We start from the raw sequence: 202 nt of genomic DNA, 5'->3' as shown, positions 1-202 counted from the left end.
GGTCTGACCAGCAGCGACGGCAGCGGTGGTAATGGTTTGTATGTCAATTACAGCCTGAGCGCGCTGGAACTGTTAACAGACGGTGCCGATGCCTTGTTGCTGGCAACAGACAGCAGCGCGACCTCGAATAAAGAGCTGAATGCACTGGTATCAGGGGTGGGCGGTTTGCAGGTGGATGCCACCAATGGGGCGCTGACGCTGG

Annotated in this window: 1 protein-coding gene; it reads left to right on the top strand. The window is 57.9% G+C overall.

Features of this window, described 5'->3' with window-relative positions; genetic code table 11:
• Positions 1 to 202 (top strand): hypothetical protein (locus V1952_RS22840; RefSeq protein ID WP_420075672.1); only part of this gene is annotated, 202 nt, incomplete at both ends.

Source organism: Yersinia sp. 2542 StPb PI (assembly GCF_048593855.1).
In the GTDB taxonomy this organism is placed as follows: domain Bacteria; phylum Pseudomonadota; class Gammaproteobacteria; order Enterobacterales; family Enterobacteriaceae; genus Yersinia; species Yersinia enterocolitica_E.
Note: the sequence above shows the minus strand (reverse complement) of the source record. Positions and strands in the feature narration are given on the sequence as shown.